General features: G+C 70.3%; 17 protein-coding genes and 1 pseudogene. 7 read left to right on the forward strand and 11 right to left on the reverse strand.

Annotated features, from left to right (window positions below; all coding sequences use genetic code 11):
• Window positions 1-387: 387 nt before the first annotated feature.
• From trpB to CA984_RS05815, 3 genes are read left to right on the forward strand one after another with little or no spacing between them, the layout of a single operon-like run.
• Window positions 388-1605, forward strand: a complete 1218-nt coding sequence (gene trpB, locus CA984_RS05805; RefSeq protein WP_086568965.1) for a tryptophan synthase subunit beta — start codon at window positions 388-390, stop codon at window positions 1603-1605.
• Window positions 1602-2387, forward strand: coding sequence for a tryptophan synthase subunit alpha (gene trpA, locus CA984_RS05810; RefSeq protein ID WP_086568967.1), 786 nt, complete (start codon window positions 1602-1604; stop codon window positions 2385-2387). Before trpB ends, trpA begins: the two co-directional genes overlap by 4 nt.
• Window positions 2384-3130 (forward strand): GntR family transcriptional regulator, encoded by a 747-nt coding sequence (locus CA984_RS05815; RefSeq protein WP_086568969.1) that lies wholly within the window; start codon window positions 2384-2386, stop codon window positions 3128-3130. Before trpA ends, CA984_RS05815 begins: the two co-directional genes overlap by 4 nt.
• A gap of 171 nt (window positions 3131-3301) precedes the next feature.
• On the opposite strand, the gene CA984_RS05820 is transcribed toward CA984_RS05815, so the two are convergent.
• Both CA984_RS05820 and CA984_RS05825 read right to left on the reverse strand, forming a co-directional pair.
• Window positions 3302-4225, reverse strand: coding sequence for an SGNH/GDSL hydrolase family protein (locus tag CA984_RS05820; RefSeq protein WP_086568971.1), 924 nt, complete (start codon window positions 4223-4225; stop codon window positions 3302-3304).
• Window positions 4222-4812 (reverse strand): PadR family transcriptional regulator, encoded by a 591-nt coding sequence (locus CA984_RS05825; protein ID WP_242675759.1) that lies wholly within the window; start codon window positions 4810-4812, stop codon window positions 4222-4224. The genes CA984_RS05820 and CA984_RS05825 overlap by 4 nt, the downstream gene beginning before the upstream one ends.
• 122 nt (window positions 4813-4934) lie before the next feature.
• On the opposite strand from CA984_RS05825, the gene CA984_RS05830 reads away from it, so the two are divergent.
• Window positions 4935-5564: an NAD-dependent epimerase/dehydratase family protein gene (locus tag CA984_RS05830; protein ID WP_086568976.1), complete on the forward strand. Its 630-nt coding sequence runs from the start codon at window positions 4935-4937 to the stop codon at window positions 5562-5564.
• Between the two features lie 271 nt (window positions 5565-5835).
• Here CA984_RS05830 and CA984_RS05835 read toward each other — a convergent pair whose 3' ends face one another.
• From CA984_RS05835 to CA984_RS05845, 3 genes are all read right to left on the reverse strand, one after another.
• Window positions 5836-8172, reverse strand: a complete 2337-nt coding sequence (locus tag CA984_RS05835) for a hypothetical protein (protein ID WP_086568978.1) — start codon at window positions 8170-8172, stop codon at window positions 5836-5838.
• A 614-nt stretch (window positions 8173-8786) separates the two neighbouring features.
• Entirely contained in the window at window positions 8787-9383 is a 597-nt protein-coding gene (locus CA984_RS05840) for a cysteine hydrolase family protein (protein WP_086568981.1), read from the reverse strand.
• The gene (locus CA984_RS05845) at window positions 9380-10636 is read right to left on the reverse strand and encodes an MFS transporter (protein WP_242675760.1); all 1257 of its coding nucleotides are present in this window, start codon (window positions 10634-10636) and stop codon (window positions 9380-9382) included. Before CA984_RS05845 ends, CA984_RS05840 begins: the two co-directional genes overlap by 4 nt.
• 132 nt (window positions 10637-10768) lie before the next feature.
• Here CA984_RS05845 and CA984_RS05850 point away from each other — a divergent pair, with 132 nt between their 5' ends.
• The gene (locus CA984_RS05850) at window positions 10769-11704 is read left to right on the forward strand and encodes a LysR family transcriptional regulator (RefSeq protein ID WP_086568985.1); all 936 of its coding nucleotides are present in this window, start codon (window positions 10769-10771) and stop codon (window positions 11702-11704) included.
• Window positions 11705-11772: 68 nt separating this feature from the next.
• On the opposite strand, the gene CA984_RS05855 is transcribed toward CA984_RS05850, so the two are convergent.
• The 6 genes and pseudogenes from CA984_RS05855 to CA984_RS49210 all read right to left on the reverse strand — a co-directional run.
• On the reverse strand, window positions 11773-12177 hold the full coding sequence (locus CA984_RS05855; protein ID WP_207620750.1) for a hypothetical protein: 405 nt from the start codon (window positions 12175-12177) through the stop codon (window positions 11773-11775).
• Between the two features lie 60 nt (window positions 12178-12237).
• Window positions 12238-13467 carry an SMI1/KNR4 family protein gene (locus tag CA984_RS05860; RefSeq protein WP_086568988.1) on the reverse strand — a complete coding sequence of 410 codons (1230 nt, stop codon included), beginning with the start codon at window positions 13465-13467 and terminating at the stop codon, window positions 12238-12240.
• Between the two features lie 115 nt (window positions 13468-13582).
• Window positions 13583-14632: a glucose 1-dehydrogenase gene (locus tag CA984_RS05865; protein WP_086568990.1), complete on the reverse strand. Its 1050-nt coding sequence runs from the start codon at window positions 14630-14632 to the stop codon at window positions 13583-13585.
• 51 nt (window positions 14633-14683) lie between these two features.
• Window positions 14684-15232, reverse strand: a complete 549-nt coding sequence (locus CA984_RS49200) for a MarR family winged helix-turn-helix transcriptional regulator (RefSeq protein ID WP_086569045.1) — start codon at window positions 15230-15232, stop codon at window positions 14684-14686.
• Window positions 15229-15711: a sensory rhodopsin transducer gene (locus CA984_RS49205; protein WP_423229284.1), complete on the reverse strand. Its 483-nt coding sequence runs from the start codon at window positions 15709-15711 to the stop codon at window positions 15229-15231. The genes CA984_RS49200 and CA984_RS49205 overlap by 4 nt, the downstream gene beginning before the upstream one ends.
• Before the next feature lie 76 nt (window positions 15712-15787).
• Window positions 15788-16075, reverse strand: a pseudogene (locus tag CA984_RS49210) (thiamine pyrophosphate-binding protein); the annotation flags it as partial.
• Window positions 16076-16219: 144 nt separating this feature from the next.
• Between CA984_RS49210 and CA984_RS05885 the strand changes: the two are divergent.
• Window positions 16220-16660 carry an enolase-like domain-containing protein gene (locus CA984_RS05885; protein WP_086568993.1) on the forward strand — a complete coding sequence of 147 codons (441 nt, stop codon included), beginning with the start codon at window positions 16220-16222 and terminating at the stop codon, window positions 16658-16660.
• A 35-nt stretch (window positions 16661-16695) separates the two neighbouring features.
• Window positions 16696-18558, forward strand: coding sequence for a glycoside hydrolase family 15 protein (locus CA984_RS05890; RefSeq protein ID WP_086568996.1), 1863 nt, complete (start codon window positions 16696-16698; stop codon window positions 18556-18558).
• Window positions 18559-18563 lie beyond the last annotated feature (5 nt).

The raw sequence follows: 18563 nt of genomic DNA on the forward strand, positions 1-18563 counted from the left end.
TACCAATTCCGCCCTGGGGCATGGTCCGCCGACCGCTCGCACCTGAGCGGACCGGAGCCGGCGGGCGTCTCGGCGCCCCGCCGCGCCACGCGCGAGCGGGACGCGACCCCACGGAAGTCGCGCACGCGGTCGGCATCTCGCCCGAAGCCACGCACCCGATCGGCATCTCGCCGGAAACCCTGCGCAAGATCGGGACCGGACGACCGTCCTCCCCCGCCCTGACCTGCGAGCACTCCGGAGGCCGTCCCGCACGTCGAGAGTTTCCACAGGCCAGAGGCGGATTCGTTGGATTTTCCGCGATCGCTGCTGAGATCCCCGGAATTCGGGGTTTGCCGACCGGCGGCCCTGGGCTACTGTTCTAGAACAGTCGAGAGAGAGAAGACGATCATGGGCGAGATGTCCTGGTCCGGTCGGCAGTACGCCACGGTGCCCGCCGCCACCCGCGCGATGCGCGACCCCGGCGCCACCGGCCGGTTCGGAACCTACGGCGGGCGGTACGTGCCGGAGTCGCTGATCCCTGCCTGCCACGAGATCGAGGCGGCGTTCCGTGAGGCCTGGAGCGACCCCGAGTTCCGCAGCAGGCTCGACACCCTGCTCACGGTCTACGCCGGCCGCCCCACCCCGTTGACCCCCGCCTGGCGGCTCTCCCATGAGCTCGGCATCACCCTGTTCCTCAAACGCGAGGATCTCGCGCACACCGGCTCACACAAGATCAACAATGTGATCGGCCAGGCACTGCTCGCTCACCGGATGGGCAAGGAACGGCTGCTGGCCGAGACCGGCGCGGGCCAGCACGGCGTCGCCACGGCCACCGCCGCGGCGCTCCTGGGCCTCAAGGCGACCGTGTTCATGGGCGAGCGCGACATCGAACGGCAGGAGCTCAACGTTCTTCGGATGAACGTGCTGGGCGCGGAGGTCGTGCCGGTCACGACCGGGAGCCGCACCCTCAAGGACGCCTGCAACGAGGCGATGCGGCACTGGGTGTCGTCGGTGGACGACTCCTACTACTGCATCGGGTCGGTGATGGGCCCGCATCCCTATCCGTGGATGGTGCGCGAGTTCCAGCGGGTGATCGGTGAGGAGGCCCGCGCCCAGTGCGCCGCCGAACTCCCCGTCGGTGTGCCCGACTACGTGGTCGCCTGCGTCGGCGGCGGCTCCAACGCCGCGGGCACTTTCGCCGGCTTCGTCGACACCACTGCCCGGCTCATCGGGGTCGAGGCCGAGGGCGGCGCGGCGGCGACCTTCGGCAGGGCCGGGGTGCTGCACGGCTTCCGCTCGCTGGTCCTCCAGGACGAGGACGGCCAGGTGACGGAGGCCCATTCGGTCGCGGCCGGCCTCGACTACCCGGGGATCGGCCCCGAGCACGCCCATCTACGCGACGGGGGGCGCGCCCGCTACGAGACCGTGAACGACGGAGAGGTCCTCCAGGCGCTGCTGTGCCTGGCCCGCACCGAGGGGATCCTGGCCGCGCTGGAGTCCTCGCACGCCGTGGCCTGGGTGATCCGGGCCGCCAGGTCCGGCGAGATCGCGCCGGGATCGACCGTGATGCTGACTCTCTCCGGCAGGGGAGACAAGGACATCGCCTCCATCAAGGAGCTGCTGTGACCGAATCCCTGGAAGAATTCCTGATCGCACGCCGTGGCACGGGGCGTCCCCTGCTGGTGCCCTATGTCACCGCCGGTGTCACCCCCGGGTGGACGGACGTCGTCCACGCCTACGCCGACGCCGGAGCCGACGCCGTCGAGCTGGGCTTCCCCTTCTCCGATCCCATGCTGGACGGCGTCACGATCCAGGAGGCCTCCGACCGGGCGATCGCGGCCGGGACCACGGTCAGGAAGATCCTCGAGGAGGTCGCGACGCTCGACGTCGACGTGCCGCTCATCGCGATGACCTACAGCAATCTGGTGGTGCAGCAGAGCACCGCGGAGTTCTGTGCGGCGCTCACCGCGAGCGGGCTGCGCGGGCTGATCGTGCCCGACTCGCCCCTGGAGGAGGTCGGGGAGCTGGCGGACGCCGCGGCCGCCGAGGGCCTGGATCTCGTGCTGCTCGCCGCCCCGTCCTCCTCCCGGGCCAGACTGCGCGAGATCACCGAGCGCAGCCGGGGCTTCGTCTACGCCTTGACCCACATGGGCACCACCGGCGAGCGCGGCGAGATTCCTGAACAGGCCGCCCGGCTCGGCCGCGAGCTCAAGGGACTCACCGACCGGCCGGTCCTGTTCGGTTTCGGGGTCTCCCACCCGGCGCAGGCCGCCGAGCTGGCGGGTCATGCCGACGGCGTCGTGGTGGCTTCGGCGCTGATGCGCAAGCTCCTCGACGGCGCCCGGCCACGCGAGCTGGGAGAATATGTGGCGAGCATTCGACGCGCACTCGACCAGGGAGCCAGATGAGCAGTACGCCCCGCTACCGCGCCATCGCCGACGACCTGACCCAAAAGATCAAGTCGGGCCACTACCGCGCGGGCGAGGCGTTGCCCGCGCAGCGTGAGCTCAGCGCCTCCTACGGCGTGACGATGATGACGCTGCGGCAGGCGTTGCAGGTCCTCAGCGGTGAGGGTCTGATCGTCCAGCGGGCCGGCCGCGGCACTTATGTGACGCAGGCCAGTGCGGAGTACCCCCTCGACACGCTGCGCAGTCTCGGCGACGACCTACGCAGGCAGGGTTACCCCCTGCGGACCGAGGTGCTGTCGGCCGCGATCCGGCAGGCCCCGCGCTCGCTCACCCGGCTGCTGGACGACGCGCCCTCCGACCGCCGGGCCTTCAGGCTGGCACGCGTACGGCATCTGCTGGGCCGGCCCGCCGTCCACCAGATCTCCTGGATCGTCGAGCCGTACGCCTCGGCGATCAAGGGGATCGATTTCACCGAGACCCCGCTGTACACCGCGCTCGCCGACGTTGGCGCGCGAGTGCACCGGGCGACTGAACGGGTCAGGCCGGCCCTGCTCACCGCCCTGGTCGCGGTGCGGCTGCAGCACCCTGCGGGCAGCCCGGTCTTCGTCAGCGAACGGGCGACCTATGACGACCAGGGCGCCCTGGTCGTCATGGACCACGCCACGATCCTCGGCGAGTGGATGGAGATCAGGGCCGAACGCAAGGCCACGGACCTGTCTCTGCACTGGGTCTCCCAGCGCTGACCGTTCACGGTCTGAGGAGAAACTCCAGACGGCGACCGGCCAACCGTCCCCGCACCGGCAACACCCGTACATCGTCGGGGTCGGGCTCGACTCGGTACCCGGTGGGCGCACCGGGTCTTCGCCAAGCGCTCATCGCGCAAGACGGCCAGGGCCGGACACCGCGAAGAGCGGCTACGGCGACCGGTGATCAAGGCCAAGATCGCGTTTCAGGAGTTCCTCCCCGGGTGGCACGACCTGCCGTCCACCCGGCGCGGGCGTCGGCGCCTCCGAGCCCGCCGCCGGTCCGGCCAAGGGAGCGGGCTGCGGCGCGCCGGGGCTCGCGGCCGGCTGGGCCCATGGCGTGAGCTCCGGGCGCTTGGCCGTGCGGCCGTCGCCTGAGGAGCGGCCGCGGAGGCGGCGGCCGATCCATGGGCCCGCGAACGTGGCGAACCAGCGCAGCTCGGCCGCCGCCATCCGCCACGCCGCCGCCGGGGGCAACGGTGGGAAGGGCAGCATCCACGTGTCGTCGCTGCCGGGCAGGCCGAGAGAGTGGGCCATGGCGGCGGCGATACGGGCGTGGCCCGCCGGGCTCGCGTGCAGCCGGTCCGTGCCCCACATGCGCGCGTCGGTGACGAACTCCATCGCGAACGTGTCCACCACCGTGACCCCGTGGCGGGCCGCGGCGGCGCGGATGCGGGCGTTGAGGTCGAGCACCTTGGGCTGGAGCGGCCGGGCTATCGGGGCGATCTTCCCGATATCCGGAAAAGTCACGGTAACCACCTGTGCGCCCGACTCGGTCAGGGCGGCGTACATCTCCTCCAGCACCTCCGCCACAGCGGCGGGCTCGCATCCGGGACGGATGAGGTCGTTCATGCCCGCCATGACCGTGGCAAGGTCGGGGCGCAGCGCCAGCGCGGGGGCCAGTTGCTCGGAGCGGATCTGGCCCGCCAGCCGGCCACGGACCGCAAGGTTGGCGTACAGGAGGTCGGGGTTGGCACGGGCCAGGTGCTCGGCGAGGCGGTCGGCCCAGCCGCGGTGGCCGGTGATGTCGTCGCCGTCGCCGAGGCCCTCGGTCTGGCTGTCGCCGAGCGCGACGTAACGCGTGTAGACGGTCATGAGATCTCCCTTCCGGCGCGGGCCATGCGCTCGCCGAGCGTCCGCGCCGTCTCCAGGCACCAGGCGCGGGTCTCGCGCTCCAGCCTGCATCCCGCCAGGCAGGACAGGTAGGGGCCGACGCGCTCGCCCTGGCGCAGGAACGTCTCCTCGTCCAGCTCGCCGCGCAGGCGCAGCAGGAGCTGCTCGAAGACCTCCAGCTTGGCGGCGGCCTCCAGGGCCCGGTCGTGCAGCTGCTCGATCACCGGCGCGTGGTCGAGCAGATCGACGGCGTGCACCTTGACGGCCAGGTCGTCGCGGATGAGCAGCGGCTTGGCCGGAGTGGCGGCGAAGGCGGCCAGCTCGCCGAGCCCGGCCTCGGTCACCTTGAACATGCGCTTGTCGGGGCGGCCCCGCTGGACCACCTCCCGGCCCGTGATCAGGCCGTCGCCCTCCAACTTGGTCAGCTCGGCGTAGAGCTGCTGTGGGGCGGCGTACCAGAAGTTGGAGATGCCGATGTCGAAGATCTTGGTGAGCTGGTATCCGCTGTATTCGCCGTCGAGCAGTGCAGCCAGCACTGCGTGCCTGAGGGCCATCGGCTCAGTACTCATGAATATGAATAGTCATGAAGATGACTATAAGCCGATGGACACCTCGGCGCCAGTGAGGTGTCGAAGACGTACTCGGCCTGACCAGATCCACTGCCGGAGCGGCCCGGCTGACCGCGCTGGGCGTGCAGCCGGTGCCGGCCGACATCACAAACGCCGAGGAGTTGCCGACCGCCCTGGACGGCCGGCAGGCCGACGCGGTGATCCACCAGGCGACCGCCATCACCGGCGTGCCGTTCCTGCACCGTCATCTGTACGCCAACGAGGACCAGGTCCTCGGCACCTCGGGCATCGACGGTATCGCCCTGCGCTATGGCATGTTCTACGGTCCCGAGCCCGCCACCCGACGACTGATCGACCTCGCGCGGCGGCGACGACTGCTCTCCCCGCGTCCCAGTGGCACCGTCTCGCTCATCCACATCCACGGCGCTGCCTCGACCACCGTCGCCGCACTCTACCGAGGGCGGCCCGGCCAGCCGTACAACATCGTGGACGATCAACCGGTCACCTTTGAGGACTACTTCCACGCCATCGCACAAGCGGCAGGGGTGCCTGTTCCCCGGCCGGTGCCCAGCCGCCTCCTGACTGCCCTGCCGCACCTGCGTGCGCTGATGGTCACCACTCACATCCGCCTGTCCAACCGGCGGGCCGTCGACGAGCTGGGCCGGACGCCCCGCTACCACTGCTGCCGCGACGGTCTGGCCGCTCTGGTCGCCAAGCAGCCGGGGTCGAGCTCCCTTCCCGATCCAGCGTGAGCGGCTGGAGGCTCGAAGCCGTCCGACCGGCCGCCATGATCATGAACGGCAGCCGAAAGCGATACCGGGGAGCCGCCGGTGATCAGGCAACCAGGCCGACCTCTGCGAAATCGATCTCCTTCGAAAGGGAATCCAACGAATCGGGTAGACGGCGACAGGATGTCGGCGTCTTGCGCGCCGGTCCCACCCGCGAAATCGGCGATCTCGGACGGCGCGATGCCTTCCAGCCACACGTCGGTGTCGCCCGGGGCGTCCGCCTGATCCGACCAGTTCACCTGACCCCTGAACCGCGACCAGGTAGCCCGCCGGCGGGCTTCTTGCGCCGGTTGAACGTCGATTCCCCGTCGATCAGGCGGTGGTTGACGACCTTGTCGCCCGGTCCGGGGTACGCCATGATCAGCAGCCGCTGGATGCCGTCCTCCTCGCCCTTCCAGGGAAACCAGGCCAGGTGCAGGCGGATGCGGTAGTGCCCCTTGCGGCCGTTGAGCGACAGGTCCGGCAGTTCGGTGCCGCTCAGGCCGTCCATGAAGCTCATCTCACCGCTCTGGTTGGCGTAGCCGACCTCGATGACGTTGTCCCACCCTTTGGTCTCGACCGGCGGGCGGCGCGTGTAGGTCTCCAGAGTGACGCAGACGTGGAAGTCGGAATTCGTGCTCACCATCACGTGGCCGGGCCCGGCGGTGACCGGACCGGAGGTCGTGCTCTTGCCCTCCTCGGGGGATTCGTCGTACAGCTCCAGTCCCGCCTCGGGCCACTGCGGTTCCTTGAGGCGGATCGCCTTGGCGGGCTTGACAAGGGGGCGGTGACGCGGGGTGGCGTCGCATTTTCGCTGTTCCTCGGCCATGAACTCGTTGAATTCACGATCCCTGGCGGCCGCCGCCGCCGCGATCTCCGCTTTCGCAGCCGGGCAGATCCCGGCGAGCACCTCGCTCAGGTTGCGGACACTCAGCCCTTCCACCTCCCGCAGGCGGGCCAGCTCGCGCGGATCGTTGCGGGTGTAGACGGCGCACAGGCGACGACCGTGGTCGAGCAGTACCTGGTCGGGGGCGGTGGCGGCGAAAGGGAGCGTGAGCTGCTGGCGTACGGCGCAGATGAAGGCGCGCGTGCCGGTCGGTGGCGGGGGTTCCACGGGCTCGCCGTCCATCTCCCAAGCCTCGGGAGGCGAGCAGTCCTCGGCCGTGGTGACCTGACCGCGTGGCTGGTCGGCCACCGGCAGGAAGCACAGGGTCACGGAGGTGGCCAGCGCCGCCGCGAGTACGTGGTGGCGCGATCGGGCGGCAGATGGGAAACGGTAGAGCAGGAGCAGGGCGAGGGCGGAGGCGGCGAGCGCGGTGCTGTACCACAGCGGGGAGAGTCCGAAGAGGACTTCGCCCTTGTCGTTCCGGTCGAACAGCCCGTCCGGGTACAGGGCCAGCCGCTGCTCGATCATCTCGGGGATGAGCTGCCGGTCCGCTTCGGACTCCGTCGTGAGGGCGGTGACGATTCCTGCCGCCGCGGCGAGGGTCAGGGTCAGCATCGTGACGCGCAGCAGCCGCCTGGTTCTGCGCATGACCGCGATCAGGATCAGTACGGCCGGGGCGCCGACCCCGACGAGCATGTCCAGGGCGACCCAGAGCACCGTCGCCGGGTAGCTCACGTACCCGTGGAAGAGGTCGTCGACCGCGCCGCGGGGGCCGATCCACGCGGGTATGCCGTCCGCGAGGTTGACGGCCGCCGGGATCAGCGGGAGCACCACGGCCACGGCGGCGAGGGGCCACGCTCGCGCGGGTGCGACCTGGACCGCAGGCGCCGCAGACGGTACGGGCGTCAGGACGCCCAGGTCGTGGGCGGAGCGGGCCTGCCACACCGTCCCGAGTACGCCCAGGATGCCCAGGACCATGACGAGCAGAAGGTCGTAGTCAACGCCCCAACCGCCGAACGAGATGACCGAATGACTTCCCGACGACAGCAGCGACAGCGCCGCCGAGGCCACGCCCATCCGCACGGTGCCCCGGGTCCAGCGCGCGTCCCTGTCCTGGCCGGCCAGGACAGGGACCAGCCACAGCAGGTAGACGGCGTTGCCGAGCTGGTACGGGGAGACGAACTGCATGACGGGGTACTGGCCGAGGCCGTAGGCGAAGGTGACGGCCATGCCCATGGCGGCGTTCGCCAGCCCCGCCACGAGCCCGAGCAGCCGCAGCCATCGAGGCAGAACGTCGGCCAGGACCACGAAGAACAACCCGACGACGGCGATCTGGAGCAGGCCGGAGGGCAGGCCGAACCACCACTGGTACGGGAGGGGAAGCCGGTACAGCAGCGTGCAGGCGACGCTGAGGTACAGGGCCGCTCGTAGTAGCCGGACCGGCCTGTCGTTGACCGCCGCCGCGCCGGTCGGCCGCCCGCGCAGTATCTGCCAGTAGGCCCAGCCCTGCAGGACGCCGCCCGCGACCATGAGGAGCTCCACCCACCAGGCGTAGGGCATGAAGTCGGCGTCCCATTCCCCGGTGACGATCTCGCGCAGCAGCGCGGGGTCGCCGGTGGCCAGCGCGCGGACGCCGGAGACAATGACCACGGCCACATAAATGGCGGCGAACAGCGTGGCGATTCTACCGAAGCGGTAACGGCGCATGGGAACACCCTCGGGCACGAGCGGACAGGATCTGAAAATCCAAACAAAGGCGCCCAACCTTAGCGAGCCCCCACTTAAATGATCAAATCACGCTGAAGTCGGCGTGGCTGGGGCCGCTCCCCTATGGGGCTTTTCTTAAGGAGCGGACTGCGAGGACACCGCCGGTCCACTGCCGTGGCAGGCTGTACGTTGTGACAACGAGGCACTGTTGAAGCGGTCGCATCAACATGGTGGGCCGCAATGGCGCAAAACCCGATCGCCGCTCCCCCTGATAATCAGTTTTCTGCCTGGTGCAGGACTTGGCATTCCTTTTCCTGCTGCCGGTTCTCTGTCCTGTCCCGTGGAACTTGGCCCCCGTCTCACCGAATTGGCCCCACGCGTGTCGTCAAAACGGTCCTGGTTCTCGTTCCCGGTCCACAGATGTTGTGATCCCCAGTCTGCAAAGTGCCACGGTCCGCATGGTCGGGGCCGGACGCTGCGCCGGCTCCGCCACTCCGCCCGCACCCACCTGGCCACCGCCGGCCGCTCCGCCGCCGGACTTCAGGCCAGGAGCCGCCACCGCCGCCTGGCCACCCTTGGTCAGTACGTACCACGCCGGGCAGGCGCGGCCGGCGTCAGTCAGCCTGCAGGAGGGTGTGCAACTCGGCGGTTTCGAGGATGTGGGCCCGTGAGGGAAAGATCTGATGGAGCAGGACGTCGTGCGTTTCGGGGTCAGGGTCGGCGACGCCGTCGGCCAGGACGTAGAGCCGGTAGTCGCGGTCGGCCGCATCGAGGACGGTGGACAGGACGACGCCGCTGGTACTGATGCCTGTGATGATCAGAGTGGTGATGCCGTGTTCGCGCAGCCGCTGATCGAGGTCCGTGGTGGACAGGCCTCCGTAACGGATCTTGCGCACGACGATGTCTCCGTCCTGGGGAGCGAGACGTTCGTGGACAGCGGTGTCAAGGTCCGCGTGGTGCATGAGACGGTGCTGGGCGATCGGTGCGAAAGACCTGTTGGTGAGCGGGATCGCAGCCCAGTCGGCCTCGGTGAAGCCGACCCGGACATAGGCGACGGTGCCGCCCCTGGCGCGAACGTCGGCGATTACCTTTTCCATGCGTCCCAGCAGGGCTTCACTGTCGCTTTCGGGGAGCAGCGCGAGGATCGCGGGTTGATAGTCCATGACGAGCAGGGCGGTGTGTGCGGGGTCGAGCGCGGGGGTGGTGCTCATGCGAGTGTCTGCCTTTCCGATGGCGCCTGGTCGGCGTTCTTGAGTCGGGGTGTGCGGTCGTGTCGAGGCAGGAGGAGCGAGGTCGCCAGGAGCAGGAGGCCGGCGATCGCGATCGCGGTGCGGGGACTGGTGAGGCCGGCCAGCAGGCCCCACACGCCGGTCATGGCCGCGATGGTGGCTTTACTGGTGATCGACCAGGCAGACAGCGTGCGGACGACCCGGTCCGACGGGAGCTGTTCGAGCCGGTAGGTAGCGAATACCGGGTTGAACACGCCCATGCAGGTGATCAGGCCGAGTTCGACGGCGATGACGAGGAAGAGCCCGCTGGGGCCGGGGCCGATGAAGGCCAATCCGAGTCCCCAGCACGCGCGCAGCGTCCCGGCGGTGAGCATGACCTTGTGCTGTCCGAACCGTGCGAGGAGCGGGCGGGCCAGCCGCGAGCCGATGAGGCCGCCGATGCAGGGGACGCCGAAGGCGAGGCCGTACTGCCAGGGTGCGAACCCGACGTCGCGGAGCATGAGGACGGCGAGCAACGGCGAGGCTGCCATGATCAGGCCGCCGACCAGGACAGTGTTGAAGAACAACGGGCGCAGCGCCGGGCTGGCGAGGATGTACCGCCATCCCTCCAGCAGGTCGCCGGCTCCAGGCCGGGGCGGTGTGGCGGTTCGCGCGGGACGTGGCTCCCGCCCGCCGATGGCGCGGATCCCCGCGGCCGAGAGGAGGAAGCTGACCGCGTTGGCCGCCATGCTCGCCACCGGGCCCACCAGCCCGATCGCGGCGGTACCGAGCGGCGGCCCGAGCGCGGTGGCGGTCCAGGTCGTGGCCTCGAACCTCCCGTTCGCGACGAGCAGGTCCCCGGGCCGGACGAGCGCCTTCAGACATGCTCCGCTCGCAGCGGTGAAGGTGATGTCGGCCGCGCCGACGACGACCGCCACGACCAGGAGCTGAGCGACGCTCAGCCAGCCGAGCGCATAGGCTGCGGGAACGCTCATCAGCGCCGCGAACCGGATCAGGTCCATCGCGATCATCACCCGCCGTTTGCGCCGGAACTCCACCCATGGCCCGAGCGGCACCGCGACCACCGCCCCGACCGCGAGCCCCGCGGCGGCCAGGACCGACACCTCGGTAGGCCCTGCGCCCAGAGCGAGAATCGCGATCAGGGCGAACGCGTCGAACGCGAGCCATGTGCCGAACGCGCTGACCGCGTATGCGGCCCAGAACCACCTGAACTGCCGCCCCAGCGACCTTCCCAATGCGCACCTCGCCATCCCCGGGAAACAACCACTCGTTGATTTGAGAGATCAAAACGCGCAGCCGATAGGCCCGTCAAACAACCGGTTGGCTGAAGGCGCACAACTGTTAGTTGTGCACTAAGGTCGGTTGGTGTGGATCTCGATGCTGTGCGCACGTTCGTCGCCGTCGTGGAAACCGGCCAGTTCCAGGACGCCGCCGCAGATCTGTCGATCACCCAGCAGGCCGTCTCCAAGCGCATCGCCGGGCTGGAGAAGGACCTCGCCGTGCGGCTGTTCACCCGCACCGCGCGCGGGGCCCGGCTCACCATCGACGGGCAGGCGTTCCTGCCCCACGCGCGCGAGCTGCTGCGCGTCGCCGAGCGCGCGGTCGCGTCCGTGCTCCCCGGCAGCCGTCCGCTGCGCGTCGACGTGATCGCCTCGCGCAGCGCGGCGTCGGGCCTGATGCGCGGCTTCCATCGCGCGCATCCCGAGATCGAGCTCGACGTGGTGATGCTGTTCGATATCGAGACGGCCGTCGCCGCCATCCGGTCCGGTGCGATCGACGCGTCCTTCCGCGCCGTCGCCGCGCCCGGCCGGCCCCTTCCCGAGGACGTCGAGTCCGTCTGGGTGCTCGACGAGGCGCTCCAGCTCCTCACCGGACCCGCCCACGCGCTGGCGGGCGCCCGGTCGGTGACCGTCGCTCAGCTCGTCGGGCACCGGATCTGGATGCCCGGCATCGTCCCCGGTACCGAGTGGGCCGCCTACTACGACGATCTCGTCGCCGAGTTCGGCCTCACCATCGAGGCGACGGGCCCCAACTTCGGCTCCGACGCGCTCCTCGACACCATCGCCGACACCCCGGCCCTGGCCACCTTCATGGGTGAGCAGACCCGCCTGGTCTGGCCCGCCGACCACGGCCTGCGCCGCATCCCGGTGACCGACCCGGCGCCCGTCTACCCGCACTCGCTCCTGTGGCGCCGCGACAACCCCCACCCGGGGCTGGCCGCCCTCCGCGCCCACCTCGCCGCCGCGGCGGCCGGCCACGACGCCGCCGGGACCTGGGCGCCGGGCTGGGTGATTCGGAGCTGAACGCCGCCGCGTCTGCGATCATCGTGGCCGGTTGCCCCTGGTCCCCGTCGCGGTGGCCTGCCCCGTCGTCACCTGCGAGAGGCCAGCCGCGCGGCCACCGCCTGCGCGTCGTGCACCGCGCTGCGGGCGCCCAGCAGCACCTGTACGGGGACGGACAGCTCACGCACCCGCTCGTCGGTGTAGACGGGTGGGACGGGCAGCCGCCGGCGGAAAGAGCGGCCGGCCAGCATCAGCTTCATCAGCACGTCCTCGCGCAGCGCGCCGTTGCCCACTGCGCCGGCGACACGGTGCCGCAGCGCACGGGGAAGCAGGGCGGCCAGGCCGCCGACGATGACCCACCGGTAGAACCGGCCGGTCAACGGCGCGAAGCCGACCGGATCCACGAGCGTCAGCGCGCCGGCTACCACCGCCTCTACGCCCGTCGTCCAGCCGGTCCTGGACCGTGCGGCACGCGCACCGTACTTCAGGGGCACCCGGCCCGGCATGCCGGTGGCGTTCGCCCGGGACCGGCTCGGCGGCCCCCAGCAGGCTCGTCAACGACAGGCCGATTGGCTGGTGGCGATCGCGTCGAAGTGGAGCGTGTCGGTGGGGTGTCCCCAGCGGCGGCACTCCCAGGCCAGGCGCCGGGCACGGAGCCATAGCGTGGTCGCGGCGCGTTCAGCGGGGTACGGGTGGCTTACCGATCCGGATCCTCTCCCGAGCGGGGCGTTCCCGAGCGGGGCGTCGGCGCGCAGGACCTTCTCGGCGGCTGAGGGGTTGCCGGTCAGCAGCCGCAGGAGAGCGCGGCGTACATAGCCGAAGTCGTCGTCGGGGCAGTGCGCGATGTGCTCCTCGGTCGCCGCACGCGCGTCGTCCAGCCGGCTCTGCATCAGGAGCAGCTCGACTCGCAGGCGATGCAGCCGCGCCTTCTCGAATGGCCGGCCGCACCGCGGGATCGTGTGTTCCACAGCGGTCAGGGCGTCGGCGATCCTGCCTTCCTCACGCAGGAGCACGGCGTCCGCAAGCGCGATGCCCACCTCGTAGTCCGCCGGAGCGCCGACGGCGCAGGCTTGGGCGAGGAGGTCGCGGGCGTCGCTGTGTCGGCGTTCGTAGAGGGCGGGGTAGACCCGCATGAGCAGCCGCAGGACCCTTACCTCCGGCTCTGCGTCGCCACCGGCGGGCGGCGGTGGGAGGAGGCTGAGCAGCCGTCGGTCAACGCTCCAGCCGGTCTCGTCGTGCACGGTGGCCTTGATCCGCTCCCCCAGCACCTCTCGCAGCGAGCTCTCCAGCCAGTCGTGGTACCACGTGCCGAACGACTCGGCCTCGGGGGCCAGCACCTCACCGACGCACGTCCAGTCACCCCAGACCTGGCCGGCGGCGGGGCCCTCGACGACGAGGTGGGAGCGGTAGCCGCAGCCATGCTCGGCGACCGGCAGCAGCCCCTCGAACGCGGCTTCCATGACGTCGTCGTAGCCCTCGTCGTCCTGGTCGGGCGGCTCCCACGCCTCCGTGAACGGGAACGGGTGGAACCGCGACCAGGCTCCGTCCGGCCGCAAGCCGTGAACCCCGTAGTACGGGCCGGCGCCGCCGTTGCCGAGCCGTGTCAGGAACGTGCGGTAATCGGCCGGAAAGCGCACTCCGATCCGCGCCTCGACGGCCTCCAACGCGGCCTCGTCGAGCCGCGGCATGAACCGGTAGCGGTGCTCGCGGGCACCGAAGCAGCAGAGGTCCGTGTCGTACTCACGGAGCGTGTCGATGCCGCGCCGGATGACGTCAAGATCCACAACCGCACTCTACTCGGGGCGGCACTGGTGCATCGGCGACGTGGGCAGCAAGCGCTACTTCCGGAAGCGGCGCCTGGGTCGGGGACAGGCGAGGAGCCTGACCGGCGTCGAAGGGTCAACCGAAGGTGATGGCCACTTTGACGTCGTCCGGCTGGGTGGTGAAGGCCTCGGTATACCGCTCGAGCGGTATGCGCCGGGAGATAAGCCGGCCGAGCCAGTCCCGGTCGGCTCTGGCCAGGGCATCCGCCGCCGCGCTGTAATGGCTGAGGTTGGCGTTGACGGATCCGAGCACCACGTCGTTCTCCAGGACGATCTCTCGATTCAGGCCGCCCGCGTCGATGGTGAGCCGGCGTCCGGCGGGAGAGACGCCGGTCAGGCAGATGATGCCGTAGGGGGCCGTGGCGGTGATCGCGTCGAACACCAGCTGTCCCACACCGGTTGCTTCGATCACGATGTCGGGCTCGGTGGCGGCGACCGCGTCGGCGATGCCGCCGTAATGGTAGGTGGCGCCGAGGTCGGTGACGAGTTTCGGCTTGGGGCCGCCGGTGACGCGGTCCAGGACGTGGATGTCCAGGCCGTGTTGCATGCCGAGTAGCGCGGCCAGCAGCCCGATCGGGCCGGCGCCGGTGACCAGGGCCGTGCGTGGCTGAAACCATGCCCGTGCGCCGACTTTCTCGACCTGTTCCCACGCCTTGGCCACCACGCTGGCGGGCTCCATCAGCATGCCGATCTCGGCGAGGGCCGGGTCGATCCTGACCGCGTAGTCGGCCTCGACGCGCCAGGATCGGCTGGCATAGCCGTCGAGTTCCTTGATACCGCGTTCGGTGTAACGGCCGTTGCGGCACATGTCGAACTGTCCGTGCGCGCACGCACCGCAGGGCACGGGGTCCGGGCGCCGTACCACGCCGACGACGAGATCACCCGGGGAGAAGCCGCTGCCGTCCGGTGCCTGCCGTACGCGGCCCAGCGACTCGTGCCCGATGACGAGCCTGTCACGGCCGGGCGGCGCCCAGCCGTAGTCACCGGCGGCGATCTCCTTGTCGGTTCCGCACACGCCGACGGCGAGCGCGTCGACGAGGAGGTCGTTCTCGCCGGGTTCCGGATCGGGGACGTCGGTCACCGCCAGGGAGTTCCTGCGCTGTGGGACGACGGTCAGTGCGCGCATGGCCGGTGCTTCCTTCCGATGGGCGATGTGTATGAGCGACGCGGAGGGGAGTCAGGTCACGGCCGGCCCGGTGTCGCCGCGGCTGTTTCCGGCCTGCGCGGCGGCGGTGAACTCCAGCAGGGTGCGGGCGAGCGTCTGCCGGGTGGCGGGCGGCAGGCGGGTCAGCGCGGCGGCGATGTGACGGCGGCGGGCGGCACGTAGGCGTTCGATGGCCTCGTGGCCGAGGGGGGTGACGTCGATGCTGACCTCGCGGCGGCTGTGTGATGCGAGAAGGCGGGTGAGCAGTCCCGCGGAGTCGAGCCGGGTGACCAGACGACCGGTCGCGGAGATCGACATGGTGAGGTGGGCGGCGAGGGCGCTGAGGTTGAGGGGGCCGTGCCGGTCGACTGCCAGCAGTACGCGCAACTGTACGACGGACAGGCCGCTGTATTCGGCGGCCGCGTTGAGCGTCATCTCGACCAGGGCGAGCGAGGCCGCCTCCACTCGCCAGGCCGCGTCGGCCAGGTCGTCCAGCGGGCCGGCCGCGGCGTCGTGGGCCTCGTCGGTGTTCATCCGCGCTCCTGTCGGGTCGGTCAGCGGCGGTTGCGGTGGTGAGTTCATGCGGGGAAGGCGATTGTGGACAGCAGGGCCAGAGCGGGCCGGCGTGAGTCCAGTCCGGTGTGCTGGACGACGACGGGCACGTCGGAGGTGATCACCTGTCGGCCGGGGAATGCGTGCTGTATCTCGCGGTACTTGTCCAGGTGCGTCCAGGACGTCGGCGACGGCCAGGACCTCTTCCCGTGCGTGCGACGCGCCGGCCCCGGCCAGGACCGCCGCCCTCTCACCGGCGTTGAGCACCTCGGCGGCGGCCTGCAGATCCTCCCGGCGCGGCACCCCCGGCGCAGGCAGGTAGATCGGCGCAGTCGCCGGGGCGACGTGCTGGTAGGGGTCGGCATCGGCGGGTGCCACCTGAACGTCGTTCGGGACGCACAGACAAGCCACGCCGCGCCGGGCGTAAGCGGTGCGGATCGCGATGTCCACCACGCCGGGCAGCTGCGCCGGGTTGTCGACGACGAGGTTGTAGTCGGCGACGTCGGCATACAACCGATCGAGGTGGACCTCCTGCTGGTCGCCGGTGCCCAGCACGCTGGTCTCCTGCATGCCGGTGATGGCCAGCACAGGCTGATGGTCAAGCTTGGCGTCGTAGAGGCCGTTGAGCAGATGGATGCCTCCGGGCCCCGAGGTCGCCAGACAGACCCCGATGCGGCCGGTCGCCTTGGCGTGGGCGGTCGCCATGAACGCGGCCGCCTCCTCGTGGTGGACCAGGACGAATCTGACCCGGTCGGCGTGGCGGCGCAGCCCCTCCATGATCCCGTTGATGCCGTCACCGGGCAGCCCGAAGACCGTGTCGACACCCCAGGCGGCCAGCCGTTCGATGAGCACTTCGGAGGCGATGTCAGTCATACCTGCTGGCGTGCCCCGCTTTACAACACTAAATATTCAACAAGTGGAAACTTTCAACCTTTAATGACTTTAACCATTAGGTGATGATTTGCCGGGTATGGGTGGGTTTACTCACGTCAGGAGGTCCGACGTCAGGAGGGCGCGATGACGGCGATCCGCGCGGTGCGCGCCGCGGCCTACTGTGTGCCGACCGACCAGCCGGAGGCCGACGGCACCTTGGTCTGGGACGCGACGACCTTGGTGGTGGCCGAGGTCGACGCCGAGGAGATCGTCGGCACCGGATGGGCCTACGCGCCCGCCGCCGCGGTGTCGTTCATCACCGAGACCCTCGCCGCGGTGGCGACCGGCGCCGACGCGCTGGACATCCCCGCGACCTGGACGGCGATGGTCCGCCAGGTGCGCAACGCCGGGCGGACGGGAATCGCCGGGTACGCGATCTCCGCGCTGGACGTCGCCATGGGGGACCTCAAGGCGCGGCTGCTGGGAATGCCGCTGGTGCGCCTGTTCGGCGCCACCCGCCCGGACGTGCCCGGCCACGGCCTGACCCTGCGCTCCGGCGCCGCCGCCGGTTACCGCGTCGCCTGAAGCGGGCAACCACCGAACCCGACAGGAGCCATCACATGCGGATCGAGGACTACGCGCTGATCGGCGACATGCACACCGCCGCCCTGGTGGGGCGCGACGGCTCGGTGGACTGGCTGTGCCTGCCCCGCTTCGACTCCGGGGCCTGCTTCGCCGCGCTGCTGGACGGTCCGCGCGCCGGGCGCTGGCTGCTGGCCCCAGCCGGCCGGCAGGTCTGCACCGGCCGCCGCTACCACGACGACACCCTGATCTTGGAGACGACGTGGGACTCCGCCGGCGGATGCGTGCGCGTCATGGACTTCATGCCGCCCCGAGGTCAGGCACCCGCCGTGATCCGGGTCGTCGAGGGCGTCCGTGGCCGGGTCGAAATGCGTACTGAGCTGATGCTGCGCTTCGACTACGGCCACGTCGTACCGTGGGTTCACCACGACGGCGGCCAACTGGCCGTTGTGGCGGGTCCGGACGCCGCCTGGTTGCAGGGCCCCGCCGAGTTGTGTCCGGATGAGGAGGCTCACCGCACTACCGCCACCTTCACCGTCCGCGCAGGAGACCGTGTGCCGTCCGTGCTGACCTGGCAGTCCTCCTGGCTGCCGCGCCCCGATCCAGTCGACGCCGTCGAATCCCTGACCAGCACGGAACTGCTGTGGAAACAGTGGTTGGAGCGCTGCCGCTACGCCGGAGGATACGGCGAAGCCGTACGGCGCAGCCTCCTCACCCTCAAAGCGCTGACCTACGCGCCCACCGGAGGCATCGTCGCCGCCCCCACCGCCTCCCTGCCCGAACAGCTCGGCGGCCCCCGCAACTGGGATTACCGCTACAGCTGGTTACGGGATGCGGCCTTCACCCTGCAAGCTCTGATGCGCGCCGGCTACGACGCCGAGGCCACCGCCTGGCGTGACTGGCTGCTGCGAGCCGTCGCCGGCAGCCCGGCCGATCTCCAGATCATGTACACCCTCGACGGCTGCCGCCGGATCCCCGAATGGACCGTTGACTGGCTGTCGGGCTACGAGCGCTCACAGCCGGTGCGGATCGGCAACGCCGCTTGCGAGCAGTTCCAGCTCGACGTCTACGGCGAGGTCCTCGACTGCCTGGAACTGGCGAGGGAGGCGGGTCTGGCCCCCGACGAGGACGCATGGGATCTGCAGCGCGTGCTCATGGACTACCTGGAGGGGGCGTGGAAGAAACCCGACAACGGGCTGTGGGAGATGCGCGGGCCACGGCGCGACTTCGTCCACTCCAAGATCCTCGCGTGGGTCGCGGCGGACCGTATGATCTCCGCTGTCGAGAACCACGGCCGCGACGGGCCCGTGCATCGCTGGCGGGCGCTACGCGCCGAGATCCACCGGGACGTCTGTACCCGCGGCTACGATCCCGGCCGTAACACCTTCACCCAGTACTACGGGTCGAAGGGCCTGGACGCCGCGCTGCTGCTCATCCCCCGGCTCGGATTCCTTCCGCCCGACGATCCCCGCGTCGCCGGGACCGTCGAGGCCGTGCAGCGTGAACTGGTCGAGGGCGGCTTCGTCCTGCGCTACCGCCCCGGTGCCGAGGACGTGGACGCACTGCCGGGAACGGAGGGCACCTTCCTCGCCTGCTCCTTCTGGCTGGCCGACGCGCTGGCCCTGCTCGGCCGCCGCCAGGAGGCCCGACGGCTGTTTGAACGGCTGCTCGCCCTCCGGAACGACGTCGGCCTTCTGTCCGAGGAGTACGACGTCACCCGCCACCGGCAGGTCGGCAACTTCCCCCAGGCCTACAGCCACGTCTCGGTCATCAACACCGCGGCCGTGCTCGCCGGCGATGGCGACAACCGCACCAGGCGCGCCCGCCATCACCCGGGACAGTCGGTTGCGGGGCTCGAAGAGACGGGGAACGCAATCCGGCGTCAGCGAATGCTCCCGTAGCTCCG

The sequence above is a fragment of the Streptosporangium minutum genome, assembly GCF_002149035.1.
GTDB lineage: Bacteria > Actinomycetota > Actinomycetes > Streptosporangiales > Streptosporangiaceae > Streptosporangium > Streptosporangium minutum.

Excerpts from the sequence above, each read along its gene's own strand:
- CA984_RS05815 (WP_086568969.1), top strand. The coding sequence starts at position 2,384 with ATGAGCAGTACGCCCCGCTACCGCGCCATCGCCGACGACCTGACCCAA.
- CA984_RS49205 (WP_423229284.1), bottom strand. The coding sequence starts at position 15,711 with ATGCCGACGTCGCCGACTACAACCTCGTCGTCGACAACCCGGCGCAGC.
- CA984_RS05835 (WP_086568978.1), bottom strand. The coding sequence starts at position 8,172 with ATGCGCCGTTACCGCTTCGGTAGAATCGCCACGCTGTTCGCCGCCATT.
- trpB (WP_086568965.1), top strand. The coding sequence starts at position 388 with ATGGGCGAGATGTCCTGGTCCGGTCGGCAGTACGCCACGGTGCCCGCC.
- CA984_RS05820 (WP_086568971.1), bottom strand. The coding sequence starts at position 4,225 with ATGACCGTCTACACGCGTTACGTCGCGCTCGGCGACAGCCAGACCGAG.
- CA984_RS05840 (WP_086568981.1), bottom strand. The coding sequence starts at position 9,383 with ATGAGCACCACCCCCGCGCTCGACCCCGCACACACCGCCCTGCTCGTC.
- CA984_RS05825 (WP_242675759.1), bottom strand. The coding sequence starts at position 4,812 with ATGAGTACTGAGCCGATGGCCCTCAGGCACGCAGTGCTGGCTGCACTG.
- CA984_RS05890 (WP_086568996.1), top strand. The coding sequence starts at position 16,696 with ATGCGGATCGAGGACTACGCGCTGATCGGCGACATGCACACCGCCGCC.
- CA984_RS05865 (WP_086568990.1), bottom strand. The coding sequence starts at position 14,632 with ATGCGCGCACTGACCGTCGTCCCACAGCGCAGGAACTCCCTGGCGGTG.
- CA984_RS49200 (WP_086569045.1), bottom strand. The coding sequence starts at position 15,232 with ATGAACTCACCACCGCAACCGCCGCTGACCGACCCGACAGGAGCGCGG.
- CA984_RS05885 (WP_086568993.1), top strand. The coding sequence starts at position 16,220 with ATGACGGCGATCCGCGCGGTGCGCGCCGCGGCCTACTGTGTGCCGACC.